General features: G+C 70.5%; 12 protein-coding genes. 6 read left to right on the top strand and 6 right to left on the bottom strand.

Features of this window, described 5'->3' with window-relative positions:
* Positions 1-64: 64 nt before the first annotated feature.
* Together AA0Y20_RS07940 and AA0Y20_RS07935 are read right to left on the bottom strand one after the other, a co-directional pair.
* Positions 65-799 carry a class I SAM-dependent methyltransferase gene (locus tag AA0Y20_RS07940; protein ID WP_412938584.1) on the bottom strand — a complete coding sequence of 245 codons (735 nt, stop codon included), beginning with the start codon at positions 797-799 and terminating at the stop codon, positions 65-67.
* An 81-nt stretch (positions 800-880) separates the two neighbouring features.
* Positions 881-2,329: a cation:dicarboxylate symporter family transporter gene (locus AA0Y20_RS07935; RefSeq protein ID WP_412938583.1), complete on the bottom strand. Its 1,449-nt coding sequence runs from the start codon at positions 2,327-2,329 to the stop codon at positions 881-883.
* 157 nt (positions 2,330-2,486) lie between these two features.
* On the opposite strand from AA0Y20_RS07935, the gene AA0Y20_RS07930 reads away from it, so the two are divergent.
* Positions 2,487-3,749, top strand: a complete 1,263-nt coding sequence (locus AA0Y20_RS07930; protein WP_412938581.1) for an ATP-binding protein — start codon at positions 2,487-2,489, stop codon at positions 3,747-3,749.
* Positions 3,746-4,426 carry a response regulator gene (locus tag AA0Y20_RS07925; RefSeq protein ID WP_412938579.1) on the top strand — a complete coding sequence of 227 codons (681 nt, stop codon included), beginning with the start codon at positions 3,746-3,748 and terminating at the stop codon, positions 4,424-4,426. Before AA0Y20_RS07930 ends, AA0Y20_RS07925 begins: the two co-directional genes overlap by 4 nt.
* A gap of 121 nt (positions 4,427-4,547) precedes the next feature.
* On the opposite strand, the gene AA0Y20_RS07920 is transcribed toward AA0Y20_RS07925, so the two are convergent.
* Positions 4,548-6,536, bottom strand: a complete 1,989-nt coding sequence (locus AA0Y20_RS07920; RefSeq protein ID WP_412938577.1) for a glycosyltransferase — start codon at positions 6,534-6,536, stop codon at positions 4,548-4,550.
* A gap of 150 nt (positions 6,537-6,686) precedes the next feature.
* Here AA0Y20_RS07920 and AA0Y20_RS07915 point away from each other — a divergent pair, with 150 nt between their 5' ends.
* The gene (locus AA0Y20_RS07915) at positions 6,687-7,370 is read left to right on the top strand and encodes a DedA family protein (RefSeq protein WP_412938576.1); all 684 of its coding nucleotides are present in this window, start codon (positions 6,687-6,689) and stop codon (positions 7,368-7,370) included.
* Here the strand turns inward: AA0Y20_RS07915 and AA0Y20_RS07910 are convergent.
* Positions 7,282-7,926, bottom strand: a complete 645-nt coding sequence (locus tag AA0Y20_RS07910) for an FMN reductase (RefSeq protein WP_412938574.1) — start codon at positions 7,924-7,926, stop codon at positions 7,282-7,284. The two genes, AA0Y20_RS07915 and AA0Y20_RS07910, sit on opposite strands and share 89 nt — an antisense overlap.
* Positions 7,923-9,119, bottom strand: a complete 1,197-nt coding sequence (locus AA0Y20_RS07905) for an LLM class flavin-dependent oxidoreductase (RefSeq protein ID WP_412939725.1) — start codon at positions 9,117-9,119, stop codon at positions 7,923-7,925. The genes AA0Y20_RS07910 and AA0Y20_RS07905 overlap by 4 nt, the downstream gene beginning before the upstream one ends.
* Before the next feature lie 147 nt (positions 9,120-9,266).
* Here AA0Y20_RS07905 and AA0Y20_RS07900 point away from each other — a divergent pair, with 147 nt between their 5' ends.
* Both AA0Y20_RS07900 and AA0Y20_RS07895 read left to right on the top strand, forming a co-directional pair.
* Positions 9,267-10,430, top strand: a complete 1,164-nt coding sequence (locus AA0Y20_RS07900; protein WP_412938573.1) for an acyltransferase family protein — start codon at positions 9,267-9,269, stop codon at positions 10,428-10,430.
* Between the two features lie 9 nt (positions 10,431-10,439).
* Positions 10,440-11,453, top strand: coding sequence for an isopenicillin N synthase family dioxygenase (locus AA0Y20_RS07895; protein WP_412938571.1), 1,014 nt, complete (start codon positions 10,440-10,442; stop codon positions 11,451-11,453).
* Between the two features lie 171 nt (positions 11,454-11,624).
* Here the strand turns inward: AA0Y20_RS07895 and rpsO are convergent, their stop codons facing one another.
* Positions 11,625-11,894: a 30S ribosomal protein S15 gene (gene rpsO, locus AA0Y20_RS07890; protein WP_091499760.1), complete on the bottom strand. Its 270-nt coding sequence runs from the start codon at positions 11,892-11,894 to the stop codon at positions 11,625-11,627.
* Between the two features lie 118 nt (positions 11,895-12,012).
* Here rpsO and AA0Y20_RS07885 point away from each other — a divergent pair, with 118 nt between their 5' ends.
* Positions 12,013-13,317, top strand: coding sequence for an MFS transporter (locus AA0Y20_RS07885; protein WP_412938570.1), 1,305 nt, complete (start codon positions 12,013-12,015; stop codon positions 13,315-13,317).
* The last annotated feature ends 46 nt before the right edge of the window (positions 13,318-13,363 follow it).

The raw sequence follows: 13,363 nt of genomic DNA, 5'->3' as shown, positions 1-13,363 counted from the left end.
GCCGGTGTGTCATGCGATCGTCGGGCAAGCGGACGGGGCCGCGCCTCGGTGTGGGGAGGTGACGTCAGCGCGCCCGCGCGACGACGATCATGAGGGCAGAAACGGGCACCGCGTCCGCGTCGAACGGGGTGCGCTTCCAGTCCGCGAACACGGATTCCACAGCGAAGCCCGCCGCGGCCAGATCGCGCTCGATCTCGCCGAGCGTCCGGAACACGAGCTGCTGTACCTCACGGACTACCTCGCCGGTCGCGAGGAAGCGGTTGACGGCTACGAGTTCGACGATCCGGTCATCGCGCGTCGTCGCGGACATCCCCTCCTCCAAGGTGCCGTGCGGGGTCTCCCGCGTCGTGAGGTCAGCGGTGTGCCAGTCCTCCCACGCGCGGGCGGCGGGATTGCGGCTCTCGAACGCGAGCACCGCACCCGCCGGCATCCGCTCGCGGATATCGGCGAGAGTCCGCCTCCACGCGGAATCGGGGATGTGCTGTGCGACGTTCCCCGTCATGACTGCGAGGTCGAACGGCCCGGCGGGGGCTGCCGAGCTCTCGCCGTCGACCCACACGACCTTCGCGGCGTCGGGGCGGTGCCGGGCGAACGCCAGCATCGCAGGCGACGGGTCGACCCCGACGACCTGGCGGCCCGTCCGCGCGAGCGAGACGGTCAGCATCCCGGTGCCACAGCCCACGTCCAGAACCGACGCCGCGTCCACTTCCGCGGCGAGGGCGCGGTAGAAGTCGTGATCGGGTCCATCGGGATTGTCCTCGTCGTAGAGGTCGACCAGGCGGGGGTCGTAGTCGCTCACGGTCCCAGGCTAGCCACGACGATGGCCGCGGCATCCGATTTCTCGGAGCCGCGGCCATCGGGCCGTCATCGGTCCAGCGGGTCAGCGAGTCGCGGCCTCACGGCGGAGGCGCGCGCGCTCCTCCTTCGCCGCGGCCTCGTCGAGGGCGGCGTCACCGAGGCCCTGCGTGTTGACGGCGCCCGTGTCGTTCGACATCCCGTCGTGGCCGTGACCGGTGAGCATCGCCTCGTCGAAGGGACGCTCGCCGCTCAGCACGGCGCGGGCCTGCTCGCGGTCGAACTCGCGCGTCCAGGTTCCGATGAGGATCGTCGCGACCGCATTGCCCGTGAAGTTGGTCAAGGCGCGACCCTCCGACATGAAGCGGTCGATGCCGACGATCACGCCGACGCCGTTGACGAGGTCGGGGCGGTACGCCTGCAGACCGCCGGCAAGGGTCGCCAGTCCGGCACCAGTGACTCCGGCCGCTCCCTTCGACGCGATGATCATGAAGACGAGCAGTCCGATCTGCTCGGGGATCGACATCGGAGCCCCCATGCCCGCGGCGATGAACAACGACGCCATCGTGAGGTAGATGGCCGTGCCGTCGAGGTTGAAGGAGTACCCCGTGGGAACCGTGATGCCCACGACAGGCTTCGAGACGCCGACGTGCTCCATCTTGGCGATGAGGCGAGGCAGCGCCGACTCGCTCGACGACGTGCCGACGATCAGGAGGTACTCGCGAGCGAGGTACTTCATCAGGCTGAAGATGTTGACCCGCGCGACGGCATAGAGCAGCGTGCCGAGCACCGCGACGATGAAGACGACGCACGTGATGTAGAAGGCGATCATCAGCACGCCGAGGCTCACGATCGCGGCGACGCCGGTCTTGCCCACCACCGCCGCGATCGCGCCGAAGGCACCGATCGGAGCCAGCCACAGGATCATGCCGAGGATGCGGAAGACCAGTGTCTGCAGGTTCTTCACGGCGCTCATGATCGGTGCGCCCTTCTCACCGAGCCCCTGGAGCGCGAATCCGACCAGCAGCGCGATGAACAGCACCTGGAGCACGCTCTCACCCGTGAAGGCCGAGAAGAACGTGGTCGGGATGATGCCCAGCAGGAAGTCGGTAGTCGACTTCGCCTCGGCCGCCGCGCCGGCGTCGTAGGTGGCGCTCTGCATGTTGAGCCCCTCACCCGGGTGGATGATGTTGCCCACGATGAGTCCGATCGCCAAGGCGAACGTCGACATCACCATGAAGTAGAGCAGGGCCAATCCGCCGATGCGCCCGACGGTCGCGGCCTTCGCGATCGAGCCCACCCCCACGACGATCGTGCAGAAGATGATCGGTGCGATCATCATCTTGATCAGGTTGACGAAGCCCTTTCCGAGCGGCTCGAGGCCGACGGCGAAGGTCGGCCAGACGAGACCGACGACCGCGCCCAGCACGACCGCGAGGATGACCGAGACGTAGAGCCACGTGTGCTTGTCCCAGGCCTGCTTGCCTTTCCGGGCGTTGTACCCCGGCAGGCGGAAAGATGATGTGAGAGCCATGGTCTCCTCCAGCTGAACAGTCGTTGTCCGATGCCGACGTCTCTGTCGGTGCGCTTCTCAGCGTCGGACCGTTCCCCTCGGGCGCCGATTTATGGTCGTATTGGTCGCGGCCTGCGACCCGCGTGAGCCCGACGATGACGACGAGAGCGAGAGCGGCATGACAACGCGCACCCGCAGCGCCGCCTCGCTCGTGTTCGTGGCGGTCGCGGTGGCGGTGGCGGTCCTCACCCTCGCGATCGCCGGCATCCTCGTCGCCGACGGGCAGCGCTCGGCGCGCGCCGAAGCCGAGCGCGTCACCCAGGCCGTGGCCCAGACCGTCGCCGACTCGACCCAGGTCGCCGATCTTCTCGCCGCCGGCGACCGCGACCTCGCCTCGACGGAGCTGCAACCCCAAGTCGAACAGGTGATCGTCGATGCCCGCGTCGACTTCGTCACGATCATGGACCCGAGCGGCATCCGCATCACGCACCGCGACGCCGCACGGATCGGCGAGCGCTATCTCGGGTCGATTCCCCCCACGGCACGTGCGCTCACGGAGGAGTTCACCGGAACCCTCGGTCCGTCGATCCGCACGATCGTGCCCGTGGAGCGTGACGGCGCCGTCGTCGGGTGGGTCTCGGTCGGCGTGACGATCGGCAGCATCGCGGCGACCCTGGGCCCCCGCATCCTCGTCACCGTCGGCATCGCCGCCGCCCTGCTCGCGGCCGGCCTCGTCGGGGCCGTCGTCGCGCGCCGGGCGACGCGGCAGGTCACGGGAGATCTGCCGGCCGGCGCCGTCCGCGACGCGGTGTCGTCGTTCGAGTCGCTCCGCACCCTCGGAGAGGCGCTGCGCGCGCAGACCCACGAACACGGCAACCGCATGCACACGGCGATCGCCCTGCTCGAGCTGGGGCGCACCCCCGAGGCGATCGAGATCCTCGCCGAGACCTCCCAGCAGAGCCAGATCCTGGTCGACGAGGTCGCCGCCCGGCGGGAGGGCGATCCCACCGTGGGCGCCCTGCTGCTCGGCAAGGCGTCTCAGGCCAAGGAACGCGGCATCCGCTGGCGGTCGAAGATCGCTCCCGATGCGCCGCGTTCGGTACTGTCGCCGGTCGACGCCGTCTCGGTCGTGGGTAATCTCATCGACAATGCGCTCGACGCCGCCGCCGGCGGGCCGGAACCGCGCTGGGTGGAGATCAGGATGACGCGCACCGCGGAGGACGAGCTCGAGATCGCCGTGTCGGACTCGGGAGCCGGTGTGCCCGCAGACCTCCGACGCCGCATCTTCGAGCACGGCTTCTCGACGAAGCCCGCCGGCACCCAGGGGCGCGGCGTGGGCCTCGCACTCGTCGCGGCGATCGTCGACGACGCGGGCGGGGTGGTCGCCGTCGACGACGATCCGACGACGTTCCGCGTCATCCTGCCGAGGAGGGGAACATGATCGGCGTTCTGCTCGTCGACGACGAAGCGCTCGCCCTCGACCTTCACCGTCACTACATCGAACGCCTGGATGGTTTCCGGGTCGTCGCGGAGTGCAGCGGCGCACGCGCGGCCCTCCGGGCACTCCTCGACAGCCCGACCGCCGATGAGGTCGACCTCGTGCTGCTCGACATGACGATGCCCGACGGATCGGGACTCGACGTCCTCCGCCACCTCCGCGCACGAGCCCGCGACGTCGACGTCATCGCGATCACCTCCGTCCGCGATGCCGACGTGGTCCGGCAGGTCGTCGGACTCGGCGCGGTGCAGTACCTCGTGAAGCCCTTCACGTTCGCCGATTTCCAGGAACGGATGTCGCAGTATGCGCGCTTCCGCGCGCGCGCAAGCGAGACGACGGGATCGGCGACCCAGGCCGAGATCGATGCACTGCTCGGCGCGCTGCGACCCGTCACCGCGCCCATCCCGAAAGGCCTGGCGCCCGAGACTCTCGACCGCGTGTCGAATCGGCTCCGCGAGACGGGGGCGCTGTCTGCCCGTGAGGCCGCCGAGGCATTGGGGATGTCGCGCGTCGCCGCGCGCCGGTACCTCGAGCACCTCGCCGACGCCGGCCGGGCCGAGCGGGCCCAGCGCTACGGCACGCCCGGCCGCCCCGAGGCCGAGTACCGCTGGCGCCCCTGACCCGCATCCCCCGCTCCTCCGCCGCCTCTCGGCGAGAACGCACGCTCGTCGCGAGGACGTACCGGCGAGGGTGCGTGCTCGCGGCGACGGTACGTCCTCGGCGATGCGGGCGCGGCGCGGGCTACTGCTGCGGGAGGGATGAGCGGCGCGGGGTGGTGGGACCGATGCGCACGTACGCGGGAAGCTTGGGAGACACGCCGTCGCCGGCGGTGCGACCGCGCATCCGCCGCCACACCCACGGGAGGGCGTCGCGGCGCAGCCAGGTTCCCGGCGCCGCGGGCTCGTCGTCGAGATGGAACGCCTCATCGAGAGCGGCGAGCGCCTCCGCGTGGGGCACCCCGAGGGCCTCCGCCGCGCGATACGCGACGAGCCGATGCCCGCACGACCGCAGATGCACTCTGTCGTCGGCCCACATCTCGAGCCGCGCGAGCTCGGGCACCGCCTCCAGATCGACCAGGATCGCGCCGGTGCTCGTCGCGATCGCACGCAGCCGCGCGTTGTAGGCGGCGAAGCGGCGCGCGAACATACTCGCCGCGGCCCGTCCCGGGAGGAACACCGTGGCGAGCAGGACATCCGCGCCGGACTCTCGCAGCCGCCGAACCGCGATCTCGACCTCGTCGGCGACGCTCACGACATCGACCCGGGCCCGAACGAGGTCATTGGCACCGATGAGCACCGACACGAGGTCGGGCCGCAACGCCAGACAGGCGGGCACCTGCTCATCGACGAGATGCCGTACGCGCTTGCTGCGCACGGCGAGGTTCGCGTACTGGAAGGCGGCCGTCCCCCCGCTCGTGCGCGGCGACGCGGAAGCGAGGAGCCGGGCGAGACGATCGGCCCATCCCCGATGCATCCCCGCCGGCATCCGCGACGTGTCGCAGAGTCCTTCGGTGATCGAGTCGCCGAGCGCGACGTAGCGCCGCCAGAGCGGAGGCCCGTCACCCGCGGCCGGCAGCTCGGCACGCGGCCACACCCGGACTCGCCGCGCGCGATCGATCGCGCGCAGCTCCACGGCACGCTCGTAGTGGCCGAGCAGGGCATCACCGAGGCTCTCCCACGTGCGACCGGCGACGGCGTCGCGTGCAGCCGCGCCGAACGCACGCCGCTTCGCGGCATCCCCCGCCAGGTCGGCGACCCGATCGCGGAGGTCGTCCGCGTCGCCGGGCCGGTACAGCCAACCGTCGACACTGCTGCGGACGAGGTCCAGCGGCCCGCCGCGCCCGGTCGCGACGACCGGCACGCCGCTCGCCTGCGCCTCCTGGATGGTCTGGCCGAACGTCTCGCTCTCGCCCGGGTGCACGAAGACGTCGAAGCTGGCCATCGCGGTGGCGAGCGCGTCTCCCTGCAGCTGCCCGACGAACACGGCATCCGGCAGCAGGTGTTCGAGCGCCGCTCGTGAGGGGCCGTCGCCCACGATGACCACCCGCACGCCGGGCAGCGGGCGCAACGCGGCGAGGTCCTCGATCTGCTTCTCGGGCGCGAGCCGTCCGACGTAACCGACCACGACCTCGCCGGGCGCCAGTCCCGGCACGAACCGGGCCCGCCAGGCCTCGTCACGGCGATGAGGAGCGAAACGGATGCCGTCGACCCCGCGACCCCAGATCGCCACACGGTCCACTCCGAGGGTTTCGAGCTGACGCCGTGCCGCGTCGGCGGGAGCGAGGGTCAGCGTGGCTCGGCGATGCAGCCGCCGCACGTGGGCAGCTGTCAGGGCCGAGGCGCTCGGCAGGCCGTAGCGCTCCGTATACGCGATGACGTCGGTCTGGTACACGGCGACGCTGGGCAGGCCGAGGGTTTCAGCCGCGAGCAGCCCCTGCCACCCGAGAAGGAACGGTGAAGCCAGGTGCACGACGTCGGGCCGGAACGCTCGCAGAGCCCGGGTGACGGACGAGACCGGCGGCGCCGCGACGCGCACCGCGGGGTACCGGGGCATGGGGATCGACCTCACCGCGCGCCCCGGCACGGCGAGCGGATGCCCTCGCCCCGCGCCCGGCGCGACGACGAAGGACTCGTGCCCGCGGCGCTCGAGATGCTCGAGCACCCGCAGCACGGAACCGGTGACCCCGTTCATGTGGGGCAGGAACGACTCGGTGACGACCGCGACTCTCACGACACCAGGGTGGCTCCGATGACGCGCCTCCGACCGCCGGAGCAGCCGTTGTCGCGCACTGTTCACGCGGTCCTCCGCGGCCGGTCACCTCGCGGACGCCTGACCGTCGCCGTTCCCGCGGCGTTCATCCCCGGCTGATAGGGATGCAGCGTGCCCGCAGACCTGCTCGACGCGATCTCCGGCGGACCATGGGTCCTCGCCGTGGTCTACGCGCTCGTCCTGCTCGACTCCGTCGTGGTCGTCGTGCCGGGTGAGATCGCGGTGACGGCCGCGGGCGCCCTCGCCGCCGCGACGGGACAACCCCCGCTGCTCGCCGTCGTCGGGGTCGCGGCGATCGCCGCGTTCTGCGGCGATGCCCTCTGCTACGCGATCGGCCGCCGGATCGGACTTCGCCGCTGGCGATGGATGCGACACCGACGGGTGGAGCAGGCGTTCGCGTGGGCCGGGGCACGTCTGTCGCGCGGGACGGCGACGGTCGTCTTCACCGCGCGTTTCATCCCCTTCGCGCGGCTCGCGGTCAACCTCACCGCGGGAGCCACGCGTGTGCCGGCCGCGCGGTTCCTCGCCGTCGCCCTGGTGGCGGCGAGCGCCTGGGCCGGCTACCAGAGCGTTATCGGCGCCGCCATCGGGGTGCTCCTCCCGGACGCGCCCGTCGTCGCCGTCGTGCTGTCGGTCGCCGCGGCGCTCGCGCTGGGCGCCGCGATCGACCTGATCGCGGCCGCCCTGGCGCGCCGCCGGGAGCGGGTCACTCCCCCGCGAGACCGCCCAGCAGATGCCCGAACGACTTCCCCTCGCCCAGATACGAGGCCGGGTCGAAGGGGTCGGCATCCTTGACGGGCGTGCGTGCGACGACGGCCGCCGCGAGCTCTCGCGCTCCGCGCTCGACCCGCGCGCTGAGCGGTGCGACCTCGTCGGCCTTGCTGCCCCAGTCGCTCGAGGCGGCGAAGACGCCGGTCGAGACCGGGGCCGCGTGCAGGTACGCGAACAGCGGTCGGATGGCGTAGTCGATCGCGAGGGAGTGCCGAGCCGTGCCCGCGTTCGCCCCGATCAGCACGGGCTTCCCGGTCAGCGAGTCGGGGTCGAGCACATCGATGAACGACTTGAACAGCCCCGAGTAGCTGGTCGAGAAGATCGGCGTCACGGCGATGAGCGCATCGGCCGAGACGACCGAGTTGATCGCCGACTCGAGTGCGGGCGGGGCGAAGCCCGTCAGCAGGTTGTTCGTGATGTCGTGCGCGAGGTCGCGCAGCTCGATGACGTCAGCGGTCGCGCTGATGTCGGATGCCGCGAGCTCCGCGATCGTCGCCGTCGCCAGGCGGTCGGCGAGCATCCGCGTCGACGACGGGTTCGACAGACCCGCCGAGACGACCGCGATCCGGCGGGCGCTCATCGTGCCGCCGCCACACCGAAGGCCGAACCTGCGGGCGCCGGGGCGTCCTGGTAGGGCGAGGGGCCGCTGAGGTTGTCACCGCGGTTGGCCCGAGGACGCGCCTCACGCGCGGGGCCGTCGCCGTAGACCTCGCGCACGCGCGCAGCGTGCGTCGGCGCGTCGGGGACGTCGGCGCCGCGCCCCTGTGCGAGCTCCTTGCGCAGCACGGGGACGACCTCGCCGCCCAGGATGTCGAGCTGCTCGAGCACGGTCTTCAGCGGGAGCCCCGCGTGGTCGATGAGGAACAGCTGGCGCTGGTAGTCGCCGAAGGTCTCGCGCATCGCGGCGTATCGGTCGATGACCTGCTGCGGCGAACCGACAGTGAGCGGCGTCATCTCGCTGAAGTCCTCGAGCGAGGGGCCGTGACCGTAGACGGGGGCGTTGTCGAAGTACGGGCGGAACTGCCGGACGGCATCCTGCGAGTTCGCGCTCATGAACACCTGTCCGCCGAGGCCGACGATCGCCTGCTCGGGCGTGCCGTGACCGTAGTGCGCGAAGCGCTGACGGTACAGGTCGATCAGGCGCTGGTAGTGCTCCTTGGGCCAGAAGATGTTGTTCGCGAAGAACCCGTCGCCGTAGTAGGCCGCCTGCTCGGCGATCTCGGGCGTGCGGATCGAACCGTGCCAGACGAACGGCGCGACACCGTCGAGCGGACGGGGCGTCGAGGTGAAGCCCTGCAGCGGCGTGCGGAACTTGCCCTCCCAGTCGACGACGTCCTCGCGCCACAGCTTGTGCAGGAGGGCGTAGTTCTCGATCGCCAGCGGCAGGCCCTGACGGATGTCCTTGCCGAACCAGGGGTACACCGGGCCGGTGTTGCCGCGCCCCATGATGAGGTCGACGCGGCCGCCGGAGAGGTGCTGCAGCATCGCGTAGTCCTCGGCGATCTTCACCGGGTCATTCGTCGTGATGAGCGTCGTCGCGGTCGAGAGGATGAGGCGCTCGGTCTGGGCAGCGATGTACGCGAGCGTCGTCGTGGGTGACGACGACCAGAACGGCGGGTTGTGGTGCTCTCCGATCGCGTAGACGTCGAGCCCGACCTCCTCGGCGTGCTTCGCGATGGTCACGGCGGCGCGGATCTTCTCCGCCTCGCTCGGGGTGTGGCCGGTCGTGGGGTCTGCCGTGATGTCGCTCACGGTGAAGATGCCGAACTGCATCCCCGACCAGCCGGTGTGTTCGCTCGTGTGCGTGTTCACGTCGGTCCGCCTTCCCGGACGCCTCGGCATCCGTTTCATGCAAATGAATATAAACCATGCAACGCGGTCGCGCTCGGAGTATTCCCGCGGGATAGTGTTTCATCCACGATGACGCATCCCGCCACCGGTACGACCGGAACGCGCCCGAAGCGGCGCGTGCCCTTCTGGGACAACGCCCGCTTCGCCTGCATCGTGCTGGTGGTTCTGGGGCACGCGATCCAGCGCCTCACGTACGACTCCGACATCGCGATGGCGATGTACCTCGTGATCTACGCGTTCCATATGCCCGCGTTCGCGATCATCTCCGGCTACTTCTCGAAGTCGGACCCGCAGTCGCGACGGCAGATGGCACGCGTGATCACCGACATCATCGTGCCGTACGTGATCTTCGAGGGCCTGTGGACGCTCACGAAGTTCCTCGTCGAAGGACAGGCGAACCCCAATCCGACCCAGCCGTCGTGGACGCTGTGGTTCCTCCTCGCGCTCGGCATCTTCCGTCTCGTCCTGCCCTACCTGGCACTGCTGCGCTGGCCGCTCGCCTGGGCGTTCGCGATCTCGATCATCTCGGGCTACCTGCCCAACATCGACTCGACGCTGTCGCTCTCGCGCACCCTGGGCTTCCTGCCCTTCTTCGTGCTCGGCTGGTGGCTGCGCGACCGGGACGTCGTCGACCGGTTCGACCTGCTGCGTCGGAACGCCGGCACCGTGAGCGCAGCCATCGCGACGCTCGCGATCGCCGGGTGGGCAGCGTGGGCCTTCATCGGCACGTGGCGCGACATCAACCTCGGCAAGTGGATGTTCTACGACGCGAGCTACGCCGATGCCGGCAGCTCCGAGTGGTGGGCCGGAGCGGTCCGGGTCGCGCTGCTGCTCGTGGCCCTGGCTCTGACGGCATCCTTCTTCGCCCTCATCCCCCGCGGCTCGCACCGCTGGACCCGCCTCGGTCAGTACACGATGTACGTCTACCTGCTGCACTCGTTCGTGCTGTACCCGTTCCGCGAATCGGGCGTGCTGCGAGATGCCGAGCCGACGTGGCTGTGGCTCCCTCTCGTCGTCGCCGCGTCGATCCTCATCGCGCTCGGTCTCGCCACCGCACCGGTGCGACGCCTGTTCCGCCCGCTCGTCGAACCACGCCCGGCGTGGCTGTTCCGCGATCCGGAGCTCGCGGGGCGCGAGGGACGGCGGAACGACCCGACGGGTTCCCGCCGCCCCCGCGAGCCCGGAGCGGTCATCCCCCGCAACAATCGCGCGGACGGCGCGGAGGGCTCGTAACCTCGCTGCATGAGCGAGCTCTCCCTTCCCGTTCTCGACTTCTCCCAGCTCGACGGCGACGCCGCCGATGTGGCGCGCTTCCGCGACGAACTGCGGGCAGCGACGCACGACGTCGGGTTCTTCTACCTGACCGGTACCGGCATCCCCGCGGGGCTCGAGGATCGGCTGCACCGCGTCGCACGCGAGTTCTTCGAGCTGCCCGAGGCCGACAAGCTCGCCATCGAGAACGTCAACAGTCCGCACTTCCGCGGCTACACGCGCGTCGGCGGCGAGCTGACGCAGGGCCGTGTCGACTGGCGCGAGCAGATCGACATCGGCCCCGAGCGGCCCGCGGTCGCCGACCCGGACGCCCCCGACTACGCCCGGCTCATCGGCCCCAACCTCTGGCCGGCCGCGCAGCCCGAGCTGCGCGAGGTGACCGACGCGTGGGTCGCGCACCTCTCCGAGGTCGCGCGCCGTCTCCTCCGGGCGTGGGCCGAGGCCCTCGGCGCGCCCGCGACGTACTTCGAGGATCATTTCGGCGAACCGCAGACCCTCCTGAAGATCGTCCGTTACCCCGGCAAGGACGACCCCACGCCGCAGCAAGGCGTCGGCGCCCACAAGGACTCGGGCGCCCTGACCCTGCTGTGGGTCGAGCCCGGCAAGGGCGGCCTGCAGGTCGAGCGCGACGGCGTCTGGGTCGATGCGCCGCCGGTGCCGGGAGCGTTCGTGGTCAACATCGGCGAGCTGCTCGAGTACGCGACCGACGGCTATCTCATCGCGACGAACCACCGCGTGGTCTCGCCGCGGTACCCCGACGACCGCATCTCGGTGCCGTTCTTCTTCAACCCCGCGCTCGACGCCCGGTTCCCGCTCATCGACCTGCCCGCCGAGCTCGCCGCCGAGGCGCGAGGCGTGACGAAGGACCCGACCAACCCGATCCACGGCGTGCACGGCGAGAACGCGCTCAAGTCGCGCCTGCGCGCGCACCCCGACGTCGCCGAGCGCTGGCACGCCGACCTGCTCGCCGCCGCCCGCCGCTGAGCGCCGGCCGCTGAGCACGCACCGTCTCCGCGACGACGCACCGTACGGCGTACGTTCTCGCGGTGAAGGTACGTTCTCGCGGCGCCGGTCCGGGAGAAGCCGAAGGCCGCCCCACACCGTGGGGCGGCCTTCGCAAGAATGTTTTGCGCGATTGTGCGCGGGTCGTTCTCCTTAGCGGCGGAGTCCGAGGCGCTCGATCAGCGAACGGTAACGCTGGATGTCGAGTTCCTGGAGGTAGCCGAGCAGTCGACGGCGCTGACCGACGAGCAGGAAGAGTCCACGGCGCGAGTGGTGGTCGTGCTTGTGGATCTTGAGGTGCTCGGTGAGGTCCTTGATGCGCTGCGACATGAGCGCGACCTGCACCTCGGGGGATCCGGTGTCACCGGGGTGCGTCGCGTACTCTTCGATGATCGCCTTCTTGACGTCTGCTTCGAGTGCCATAGATGGGATCCCCTTCCTTCTCATTGCGCGGCGCCCGACACAGGATGTGCGAGCTCTCTTTATCCGCGGCCGATCGAACGGCAACCGCTCTACTCTACCAGTCATCTAGGCTCATCTGATGCGCCTGCGACGAGACCATCTGATCGATCTGCGGCCGCTCACCACCTCGCCCGCGTTCGCGCGCATGTGGGTGGGTTCCACGTTGGCCGGCCTCGGCGGCCAGCTGACCATCGTCGCGATCATGCTGCACATGTACGACCTGACGGCGTCGACCTTCGCCGTGGCCATGATCGCGGTCGCGGGGCTCGTGCCGATGATCATCGCGGGCCTGTACGGCGGCATGCTCGCCGACGCCTTCGACCGGCGCCGGGTCGCCATCATCGCGGCGTCCGTGACCTTCGTCTCGACGGCCGTTCTCATGGTCCTGACGTGGAGCGGGGGCGAGACCGTCGCCTGGCTGTACGCCATCGCGGTCGTGAACTCGGCGGCGAACTCGGTCGTCATGGCCGCGCGTCAGGCGATCGTGCCGCGACTCATCCCCCGCGAGCTGCTGCCCGCGGCGTCGGCCCTCGGCGGCATCACGATGGGGATCATGGTCTCGGTCGGGCCCGCCGCCGCCGGACTGCTCGTGGCCTTCACCGGATACGGCTGGACCTACACGATCGACCTCGTGCTGATGAGCGCCCTGTTCCTGGGCCTCTGGTCGCTGCCCAGCATCCGCCCCGAAGGCACCGTCGTCCGCCCGGGCCTGCGATCGCTCGCCGACGGGTGGCGGTTCATCAAGCGTGCGAGGAACATCCGGCTGCAGTTCATCCTCGACATCATCGCGATGACCTTCGGCCAGCCCACCGCCCTCTTCCCCGCGATCGGCGCCGTGCTGCTCGGCGGCGGCGCGATCACGACCGGACTGCTCACGGCCGCCATCGCGGTGGGGGCATTCCTCTCGAGCCTGTTCTCCGGACCGATCGCCCGTTATCCGCTCCACGGCCGCGGCATCGAGCGAGCGATCGTCGCCTACGGCGTCACGATCGCGCTGTTCGGCGCCGTCCTGCTCGCGGGGTCGTTCGGCGTGCTCTCCCCCGGGCGGATCGGCGAGGACTCCGCGAACGTCGCCCTCATCGCCCTCGCCGCCCTCGCGTTGGCGGGCTCGGGCGCCGCCGACAACGTCAGCTCGATCTACCGCAACACGATGGTGCAGGCCGCGGTGCCCGATGCGATCCGGGGCCGGCTGCAGGGACTGTTCATCGTCGTCGTCGCCGGCGGCCCGCGCCTGGGCGCGCTGTACGCCGGCACCCTTGCGACGGTCACGGCCCTGTGGTTCCCGCCGCTGCTCGGCGGTTTCATCATCGTGGGGCTCGTGGCGCTCCTCGTGCGGCTCGCCCCGGCCTTCCGCGCCTACGACGCGACGCATCCGACGCCGTGAGCCGACCGAGCCGCGGCGGCTGACACGACGAGGGGCGGATGCCGCA

It is taken from the genome of Microbacterium pratiae (assembly GCF_047302165.1).
Taxonomy (GTDB): Bacteria; Actinomycetota; Actinomycetes; order Actinomycetales; family Microbacteriaceae; genus Microbacterium.
This window is presented reverse-complemented; position numbering and strand designations above follow the sequence as displayed.